This is a genomic window from Paraburkholderia sp. RCC_158, assembly GCF_041355255.1.
In the GTDB taxonomy this organism is placed as follows: Bacteria; Pseudomonadota; Gammaproteobacteria; order Burkholderiales; family Burkholderiaceae; genus Paraburkholderia; species Paraburkholderia graminis.
Genome location: NZ_JBFUPM010000052.1, coordinates 1 through 9,031, shown reverse-complemented (window position 1 = coordinate 9,031; position 9,031 = coordinate 1). Strand labels below are relative to the sequence as shown.

The window sequence follows — 9,031 nt, the reverse complement described above, 5'->3', positions numbered from 1 at the left end:
CGGTCTGCTCAGATCGGACCGCAAGGTGGAGGAGTTTGAAGTGACCACACCCGGAGGAGTTTAGGTGACCGCCGGGGATCCAGACTGAACACACAGCCGGACAGGTTGATCGATAACGAAATCCAGCGCGGCAAGAGTCGCGCAAGGCAAGGCAAACGATGCCGCGCTGAAGGCCGGTGAGGGTCGATATTCCCCGATCTGATCGCGATTTCGGCTGATGTTGGCGGAAGGGTCAATGCCGAATATTGTTCCAAAGGGCCATGATCATGCGAGACCGGTTCGTTAGTTCGTTGCTACGGGTGGTCCTTTCGGGCGCCGCGCAGTTGTCGCAGGCGCAGGATTCGACTCTACCGCAAACAGCTGCGCAGCAAGCCGCAGCATTGAAGCAGATAGCGGACGCTGCCGGGCAGATCTGTCAGCAGGCACCCCTTGAAGAGAAGAATAATCAGGTTACCTTGTCGGCTAATGCGGATGCTAAAGTCACTGGCCTGCTCAAAAAGGTGCTGGGCGTGGATGCCGGCGTAGCAGCCAGTTCTACGAAGGTGGCTCCAGCGGAGTTCTGCAGACGGATCTAGCGGCCGCTATCAAAAACGGCAATGACTGCAAGGCAAGTGTTCTGACCACGTTAGTGCCGGTGATGTTACCCAGCTTTCGGAAACCGCTGGAGGGAGCTCCCCCTGCGGGCGCTTTCGCTTCAATATCAGAAATAACGACCGCAAACGGGTCGTTCAAGAGGCAGGGCGACAAGTGGATTGAATACCCTCCCTATGCGCCGGGTTCGTACTTCACATTCAATGAGGTCAGCCGGGATCCGAATCAGATTATCCTGTCTGATCCATCACGACAGAAGCCGGGCGATGTGAATAACCCGATGCTGGTACGCCTTCCAACACATGGCGGCGCAGTGCAATGGTCTTACACGAATCCCGTGGTGTGGATGGATTTCACGTTCGCCCAGCCTGCACTGAATTGACCTGGCACGCGCTGGGCCGATCCGCCTCAGTCGAGCGGAGACCGACGTTCACTCCGGATAAAGAAAAGCGGCGCCAATCTGGCTGCCGTCCAGAGCATCAACGCTGAACGGGAAACGCCTGTGAAGGTCCGACAGGTCAAGTACCTCAACGACATTGTCGAACAGGACCATCGCGCCATCAAGCGCGTCATCAACCCCATGATGGGCTTCTGTTTCAGCCCGGCTTTGTATGGCATGATCTGGACTGGCTTTATGATGGTGTGCTTCTGCACAATCCGCCCGAACTTCGCAATACCCCCCATCCGAACAAAGCCGCGGCGAGAGGTATCCCTTCGGCGGCGAGCTCGAAGGCGCGCAGCGCCAGCGATGCATGACGGCCGCGCGAGGAAATCGAACCGATTCTTCAAGCCATGTACGCCGTTGAAGTCCAGGCGACGTCCGTTGCGAACGAACGACTAAGGAGCGCCAGCATGTTCGGAATTTCCGTGGTGAATCGTTCGGGTTCCATCCCGGAGCGGGAGATGACTCGCGTTGTGCGTGCGATCAACCGGCAGGTCAACGAGGACTTCGAGCCGTACTGGGCATTTGGCGGTCGTCTGCGTGTCGAGGGAGCCACCGGTCCGGCTGCGGCCGTGGAGCAACTGGCCGAACTGCGCGGGGACGCAATCATCTATGTGCTCGAGTCGGTGACGGCGAACGATGCGCTCGGCTACCACGCGCGCAATCTCGCAGGCATCCCGTATGGGCTGGTGGTGCTCGAGTTGTGCAAGGCAGTCGGCGACGACTGGTCGGTGGTCCTCTCGCACGAGGCGCTCGAACTGATCGGAGATCCGCAGTGCAACCTGCTCGTGCAAGGACCGCATCCCGAACTGCGCGACCGGATCGCCTATCACTATTTCGAAATGTGCGACGCAGTGCAGGGGCAAAGCTACGAAATAGACGGTGTGCAGGTATCCAACTTCGTCTTGCCAGCGTACTTCACGCCAGGTGAGCAAGTCGGTGCCCGCAACGACTTCTGCGATACGACGCTTCGATCGTTTGGCGTGAATCCGGGCGGCTATATCGGCTTTTTCGATCCGCACGAAGGAACGAACACGCAGTTTTTCGGCAACGACAGCGACGCTCTTCGACGCTTCGATCTGAAAGCGGCGACGATAAAAGGCCGCCTGTTGCGGCGCTTCGGATCGCACAGCGCAGATACCGGCAGTGCAGTCACGTGATCGGCCTGATGCTCTAGACGCGCGGATCGTCCAGCATGCGGGGCGCCAGGGTCCGACGATGACCCGGTGGCATGACGCCCGGGGCGAGCTGAGCCTTCGTGATCGATGGCTTGCGAAAACGCGCGAGCATCGCATTGTTTTGGGCGAGCCGCCAATCGAGTTCGTCGGCCGTGACGCAGTAGAGCATCTCCGTTGAATAGAGGTCGGTGCCATTGTGGTCGAGGCTTGTCGATGTTTCGAATTCCCGGATCGGCAACAACTGGATGCGTTACAGCCGAGCTCGGCCAGATAGTCGAGCCTCGCGGCAACATCGAGGAGCGTGCCCGCGCGGGTCGTGCGCATGTCGGCGCCAGCGGCGTCCTTCGCCCACCAGGTACCGACGTGGAGTTGATAGATCACGAGGTCGTTATAGGGCGGCGGCCGCCATGCATCCTCATGCCACGGGTAGGTAGCAAGATCCCTGACGAGGCAATACGAATCCGGATAGGGCGGAAGGTCGCTGAACTCGCGCGCGAGCGGGTCGCGCTACCGTCGCCCGCGACGAAAACCAGGTAAGGGTCGCAGTCCGTCACGCCTTGCAGCAGGCCAGCCCAGGTGCCGTCCCCCAGCGCCTCCAGCGCATCGCCGCTTCCGGGCTGCCATCCGGAGTTCTTCACCGCCACCCCCAGTGCGTCGCCGGCGAGACTGCGACCGAGTGGGCACTCGGAGCCCACGTGCGAAACGCGGTGCCGTCCGCTGTCAGCGTTGCGCCCATCGGGCTTGCGCGATTGACTCGGCCTTTGATGACGGTGATGTTGTCCTCCAGGAAATGCTGGCGAAGGTGGCGGGATAGTCGAGTGCCGGAGCACGGACAGACCAGATCTGCTTTCCATACGCACGTCGATGCGTTGATCGACGATCGCAGCGTTAGCCGTTCACAAAAGGCTGCTCTCCTTTAGGACTGGATGGCGCGCCGGAGCCGGCATGCGCATTGACGACGATGTCGAGCCTGAAGATGCGCGCCGCTTGCGACAAGTCGCCGACGAATACTTCGATCGACGCTTGCCCGGCGCGGCACGCCAAAAACATTACTGTGTTCGGCAGGCCCTCAGGTGACAGCACTTCACCGCTGCCTGTCGCGATACCAGGAAGAAACGGGCCCAAAAGCTCAAGCGTGTTTGCACTCGTGCAAACACGCCCGCCAATCGCCGAAAAGGTCAGCACATCTCCCACGTCGATCGTCAGCTTCTCAGGAAACGATTCTCCCAATGTCACTTCGATCAGCCGGGCCATTGCCGCTTACGCCCTCGCGCTTGTCCGACACTCGGGCCATCACGCCTCATCACAGCGATACCTCGACATCTTCTGAAGCGTCCCATTCGTCCAGTTCAGTCGCAGCATGAGGTGTATCACGCACTCCGAGTTCGGTATCGGCCGCGGTTTTCGGATAGATCCGCGCGGCAAAACCGTAGTCGGTCTGATTGATGTCGATGCCGCCGAGGATAGGTTTTCCGTCACGGGTGATCGTCCCCGGGAGCTGGTAGCACATGATCGATGTCTGATCGGGTGCAGTGCCCATCAGCGTCCTCTCATCGAGCGATGTAAGCACCTGCTGGTCCACAGTGGTCTTGTCCCACCGGTACGTGTTCCAGAAATAGTCATATGCCTTTTGCGGATCGATGTGCTCGACGAGTGCCTTTCGCATATGCTCGTGCGGAAATCCCAGCGTGTGCCCGGTCTCATGTCGGACGACGCGCAGATATTCCCCTTGCGGGGTGTTCATGGAAAAGTCCTGGAGATTCATGGTCGGCCGGTTCTTCGGGATATGCAAGATATCGGTTCCCAAGTATGACCAATATCCGCCCTGACCGCGAGAAATCCGGACGTCGCCGACACCGCTCGTCTGGACGAACGAAATCGACGTCCTTGTCGCCCACGCGTTCATGTGACTCAAGATGCGGGTGCGCAGATCGGCGGGCGTGGTTTCCATGAAACTGACCGTCAACCGGCGCGGCGAAGGTCCCCAATACTTCGAGGTCATGACAGCGATGGCGAGCGGCTTAAGCGGGGCATTGGCGGGAAGGAATGCCAACGGCAAATAGGCTGGCGCATTGACCGGGTTCACCGTTCTCGCCGTCCGCGCGGCCTCTACGAGGAGCCGCTGCGGGAGTGATTTGAGCGTGCAGCCACAGTTGTCTTGTGATTCATATTGGGACGCCGAGGAATGACCATGCTCGTGCTCCGAGCCGTCGTTATTGCCATTGATTGCCGTATTCGCTGCGTCTGCAATCTTGCGAAGTGTGTCGAGAAGTTCTACGTCGTTTGCGCTCATAGCCTTGTCTCCATGAAATCAATTCGGCCCATGCCACGCCTGATCCCAGGCGCTGTCACGCACGGTCGTATGCGATTGCCGCCAGCGGGATCGTGAGCGTTGAACCATTCGTTGCTTGACGTTGCTGCTCGCGTGATGTCAATACATCGCGCCGGGCGTCGCTACGAAGTGAACTCTTGCTTGTTTTCAGGCCGAGGCTACGTTGCTCGGGAGCCAGTCGATGACGAGTCTTCGGTAGTCAGCAAGCGCATCATGTTGCGGATCGCCGATATCGATCCACCTCGTATAGCTTTCAAATTAGTTTCGTGAATTAAGAGTGTCAAGAAAGCAGGACGAAAGAATTGACCCGGGCTATATTTTGGCGGATTGGTCCGCGTTGTCGTATTAGAACCGGATGCCAGGCAATGGGTTACTAGTTTGATTATATTCATTTCCGCGAGTGCAAAGCAGTTGGCCAAGCCATGTCAGGGGCTTCTTTTTCCAGAGTTGACATGAGGAAGCAATGGAATGGGAACGCCCTGGCCGAAATCAGCGATCGGCAAAAGCAGTCGCTTATGCTGCCGCTCTGGACAAACCTTTTGGCGCCGCTCGTATGCGCCACCGATCGAAACGATGAGCGAGCCTAATCAGAAGGCATCCGAAGCACATTCGACACGCCGTTGAATTTGTCCGATGCTTCCTCGATTCATACCGAGGCGCGTCTGAACGCACATCTACAATTCATTTGACTGTGAGCGTTGCATCAGACGCCGCATGACGCATCTTTAGAACAACTCCTCAATGCCGGCAAGGTGACCCGGTGCTGCGAAAAAACATCGCAACCGGCGATGTGCCGACCCTAGGAGGGTCCTGACGTAAGCCATCTTCCCGCAAGCGAATCCGGACGGGCGCAACTACAGCATGCTGCATGAGTCGATGTGGCGCAAGAACCGCCGGCCGGCGCCGCAGGGGCACGCACAGCCAGAGTGCGTTGGCGTGGACCTCGACCGGAACTACGACTTCCTTTGGGACTTCACCAAATATTTCGATCCGAACTCTCCTGTTCAGAATCCCACGGATCCTTGCGACCACGATATCTATATTGGACCGCAAGCGTGTTCGGAACCCGAGACGAAGAATGCCGTATGGTTGTTCGACCAGTTTGCGCACCTTGACCGGCGTGCGCGAGCGGTTTGTAGGGCGATCTGAGAGGCCGATTTTCTGGAGGGGAAACTGAAAAAGCCCCGCGGCGACTTTTTCAACAGTATCACAGTACAACGGTCTTCTAATTAGTCAAAGTCAGACGGGTTGTTGGGGAGATTTGCTTCGCTAGTGAGCGCTCACGATTCGTGACTATGCGTGTGGGTAGCAAACCCGCATTGCGATCAGTACGACCACGACAAGTGACGTTCACGCAAATCTTGTCTGCAGCGTCGCGGGACGCGCCCGATGCTCAGGTAAGCGTCAGGGCGGCGATACGTTCAGTGCCGTGCGACTCACGAGGTCAAAAGAGGATGTGTCGCCCCGCGCAGCATCGTCCAGGCTCCGCTCGAACCGAATTCACAGCCGACAAAACTCGCCGGGTTGCCCCTCTGTGCCCTAGTGAGTCCGTTCGTCGCTGGCAACCCACCCGAACCGACCGTGACAGTCGGATTTCGATCGCTGAACTGACGCGTGCGTTAACACAACGGCGAAATCAGGAGGTCGTGCAATGCCACCCCAAAGGCCGACGCCACCGCGTGATGCTGGTCGAAGAGCTTTGAACCAGCACTCTCACTTGGCCGCAATACAAAACGCCAGCAGTCCCGAAGTGACCTCATCAATGATCTGCTTCATCTCAGAATACACGGGATGAAACGGCGTCGAATTATGTTTGCTCCCCCACTCGATCGTATAAGAGAACACTTTCGCCTTCTTTGCATCAATGATGTGGCGGCTGTACGCGTAGTCGTCAGAGGTGCCTGCCGTCGGATAGAGGCTCATCGACTGCTCGGTCTTGTACACGCGTCCGCGCGACGCCCTGATCGCATCGCGCATCTCGTTGGCAAGTTCGACGGCGATTTTCTTGTCCCCCGCTTCGATGTACTCACGATACGCTCGGTCGCTTGCGATACCGCGTTTGCCATCGTAGGCCGGGTTCTGGAAGTTCATGTCGGGATGACTGCTCTGGTCCTCGTCATCACCCCAGTTGTACAGGATGTCTTCCGAAAAGCTATGCAGATCGACGAAATACTGAATGTGCGGATACGTATCGAACATCCACACAGCGTTTTTCGTCTCCGGCTCCGACTCAGCCGACGGTCCAATATAAACCTGATAGTCGCAAGGATCAGTGGAATTCTGAATGGGACACTGTGGATCGAAGTACTGCGGGAAATTCCACAGGAAATTGTAGTTGCGGTTGATATCCACGCCGCAACATTGCGGCTTCGTATGCCCTGTAGGCGCGGGCCGCCGGTTCTTGCGCCACATCGACTCCGCAGTCATGCTGTAATTACGTCCATCAGGATTCGCTTGTGGAAACACAAAAACGTCTTTCGTTTCGATAACGTTCCTGATATCCATCGCGTCGAATGTGCGGGTACCGATCGTGATCGGCGTATTCGTTCGATACGCATTCGAAAGCAGTTGTACGAAATGAATCAGGATGTCTGGGCTTCCCCATTCGCGTGCGTGCACACCGCCCAGAAAATAGATGCCGGGACGCTTCGCGCCGCTGCCTTCTGCGATCTTCAGCGCGTGACAGGTGCGCTTTTCCCAGGTCGGATGAGGCAGCTTGATCAGTTGCGTGAAGCTGTCGTTGGGCGCAGCGCTCTCGGCGGCGAGCGCGGCTTCTACCTGTTCGACATCGAGATACGCCGTGGCCGCAGCCACCGACAATGCATTGGTCGTGAGCGGCGCCGCCTTCCGTGCGAGTACCTCCGATTGCCGCACCTTACCTTGAGCGTCCGCGTCCTCCAACTGCTCGACCTTATAGCCCGCCGCCGTGAGCGTCGTGATTTGCTCATCTGTTACGTGCGCGTCGACACAGTAGCCGTCGGAAACCTTTTCGATCGTATGGCGCGCGACCGTGATCTTGTACTTCGTTACCAGATCTGCCAAGGCCGCGAAATCGTTTCCTGTGATGCGAGCGTGATAGCGGGACATGTCGATTCTCCTTTGACGCATGGCCGGTCCTTCGTACTAAGAACGGCGAGCGAGTCGATTATTTCAATAAGTACTTGCCTGTAGCAAGGCCGGGCGGCGTGCAATGTTTCTCACCTATTTTTTTTCTTGCTATGAAGTACTGAGTCGAACCTGAACAATTCGTTGAGTCTTATATGGCGGGGCTTTGGAGCCGAAATGGTGTTGTGGGAATTGCAGAAACCTGGCAAATTGCTGCATGAATCCTGCAAATCCTGACGAGGTGCAGATGGGTCCGAAGACGCCCGTGACCGAGGGAGATTTCTTTCGCCAACCGCTGCGCGAACAGATCAAGCTGAAGCATCCCTTGGTAGCTCTGACCGATTTGATTGACTGGGAGCGGCTGGGCGCATCGATGAGCGAAAGCTTCGTGTCGGGCAAAGGTCGTCCGGCGAGCTCGCCATGCCTGATCGCGGGTCTGCTGTATTTGCAGCACACGTTCGATCTGTCCGACGAAGAGGTCGTCTGGCAATGGGTGGAGAACCCATACTGGCAGGTGTTCACCGGTGAGACCTATTTGCAGACCGAACCGCCGATCGACCCGTCGAGCCTGACGCGTTGGCGCAAGCGCCTGGGCGAAGCCGGCATTGAAGAGTTACTGGCCGAGACGGTCGAAGCAGCAAAGCGTGCTGGCGTTATCAAGGCTTCGAGCGTGAAGCGCGTGATTGTCGATACGACAGTCATGGAGAAGGCGATCGCCCATCCAACCGATTCACGATTGCTCGAGCGGTGTCGCGAACATCTGGTGAAGGCCGCGGCACGGCACGGCCTGAAACTGCGGCAGAACTACAACCGCGAGGCGCCGCGTCTGGGGCTGCAGATCGGCCGCTACGCTCACGCGAAGCAGTACAAACGCATGAGGAAAGCGTTACGCACGTTACGCTCGCGCGTTGGACGGGTGATGCGTGATGTGGAGCGACAGGTTGCCCAGGTGGCAGGCTCGGGCCGTGCGGCACTCCTGGAGCTGATTGGCCGCACCAAGCGCATCCTGACGCAGAAGCCGAAAGACAAGAACAAGCTTTATGCGCTACACGCGCCTGAAGTCGAATGCCTGGCCAAAGGAAAGGCCCGCAAGCCGTACGAATTCGGAGTGAAGGTGTCGATCACGACGACTCACAAGGAACGACTGGTGCTTGGCATGCGCTCGACGCCGGGCAATCCGTACGACGGTCATACGTTGGCTGAGGCGCTGGAACAGGCGGCAATCCTGTGCGACGCCAAGCCGGAAGTCGCCATCGTCGGCCGTGGATACAAGGGTGTCACGCTCGACGGCGTGAAGATCTACCACCCCCCCTGCGTCACACTAGATGTCGCCTCTGAATTTTCTTAATTTGAAGAACTCAGAGGTGCAGGTTGAATGCCAAA

At 57.9% G+C, this 9,031-nt stretch carries 7 protein-coding genes and 2 pseudogenes; 5 read left to right on the top strand and 4 right to left on the bottom strand.

Annotated features, from left to right (window positions below; genetic code table 11):
• Positions 1–260: 260 nt before the first annotated feature.
• The 3 genes and pseudogenes from AB6809_RS35860 to AB6809_RS35850 all read left to right on the top strand — a co-directional run bounded on the left by AB6809_RS35860 (position 261) and on the right by AB6809_RS35850 (position 2,193).
• Entirely contained in the window at positions 261–575 is a 315-nt protein-coding gene (locus AB6809_RS35860) for a hypothetical protein (protein WP_371028559.1), read from the top strand.
• Between the two features lie 458 nt (positions 576–1,033).
• Positions 1,034–1,183 (top strand): annotated as a pseudogene (locus tag AB6809_RS35855) (IS6 family transposase); the annotation flags it as partial.
• 260 nt (positions 1,184–1,443) lie between these two features.
• Positions 1,444–2,193 carry a hypothetical protein gene (locus AB6809_RS35850; protein ID WP_371028558.1) on the top strand — a complete coding sequence of 250 codons (750 nt, stop codon included), beginning with the start codon at positions 1,444–1,446 and terminating at the stop codon, positions 2,191–2,193.
• A gap of 13 nt (positions 2,194–2,206) precedes the next feature.
• Here the strand turns inward: AB6809_RS35850 and AB6809_RS35845 are convergent, their stop codons facing one another.
• From AB6809_RS35845 to AB6809_RS35835, 3 genes are all read right to left on the bottom strand, one after another.
• Positions 2,207–2,449 carry a hypothetical protein gene (locus AB6809_RS35845; protein WP_371028557.1) on the bottom strand — a complete coding sequence of 81 codons (243 nt, stop codon included), beginning with the start codon at positions 2,447–2,449 and terminating at the stop codon, positions 2,207–2,209.
• 650 nt (positions 2,450–3,099) lie between these two features.
• The gene (locus tag AB6809_RS35840; protein ID WP_371028556.1) at positions 3,100–3,465 is read right to left on the bottom strand and encodes a hypothetical protein; all 366 of its coding nucleotides are present in this window, start codon (positions 3,463–3,465) and stop codon (positions 3,100–3,102) included.
• 49 nt (positions 3,466–3,514) lie between these two features.
• Entirely contained in the window at positions 3,515–4,504 is a 990-nt protein-coding gene (locus AB6809_RS35835; protein ID WP_371028555.1) for a M12 family metallopeptidase, read from the bottom strand.
• 861 nt (positions 4,505–5,365) lie between these two features.
• Between AB6809_RS35835 and AB6809_RS35830 the strand changes: the two genes are divergently transcribed.
• Positions 5,366–5,692 carry a M14 family zinc carboxypeptidase gene (locus tag AB6809_RS35830; RefSeq protein ID WP_371028560.1) on the top strand — a complete coding sequence of 109 codons (327 nt, stop codon included), beginning with the start codon at positions 5,366–5,368 and terminating at the stop codon, positions 5,690–5,692.
• Between the two features lie 564 nt (positions 5,693–6,256).
• Here AB6809_RS35830 and AB6809_RS35825 read toward each other — a convergent pair.
• Positions 6,257–7,630 (bottom strand): M14 family metallopeptidase, encoded by a 1,374-nt coding sequence (locus AB6809_RS35825; protein WP_371028554.1) that lies wholly within the window; start codon positions 7,628–7,630, stop codon positions 6,257–6,259.
• A 265-nt stretch (positions 7,631–7,895) separates the two neighbouring features.
• Between AB6809_RS35825 and AB6809_RS35820 the strand changes: the two are divergent.
• Positions 7,896–8,957, top strand: a pseudogene (locus AB6809_RS35820) (IS5 family transposase); the annotation flags it as partial.
• Positions 8,958–9,031 lie beyond the last annotated feature (74 nt).

Coding starts and splice junctions, on each gene's coding strand:
- AB6809_RS35860 (WP_371028559.1), top strand. CDS start 261: ATGATCATGCGAGACCGGTTCGTTAGTTCGTTGCTACGGGTGGTCCTT.
- AB6809_RS35850 (WP_371028558.1), top strand. CDS start 1,444: ATGTTCGGAATTTCCGTGGTGAATCGTTCGGGTTCCATCCCGGAGCGG.
- AB6809_RS35840 (WP_371028556.1), bottom strand. CDS start 3,465: ATGGCCCGGCTGATCGAAGTGACATTGGGAGAATCGTTTCCTGAGAAG.
- AB6809_RS35835 (WP_371028555.1), bottom strand. CDS start 4,504: ATGAGCGCAAACGACGTAGAACTTCTCGACACACTTCGCAAGATTGCA.
- AB6809_RS35825 (WP_371028554.1), bottom strand. CDS start 7,630: ATGTCCCGCTATCACGCTCGCATCACAGGAAACGATTTCGCGGCCTTG.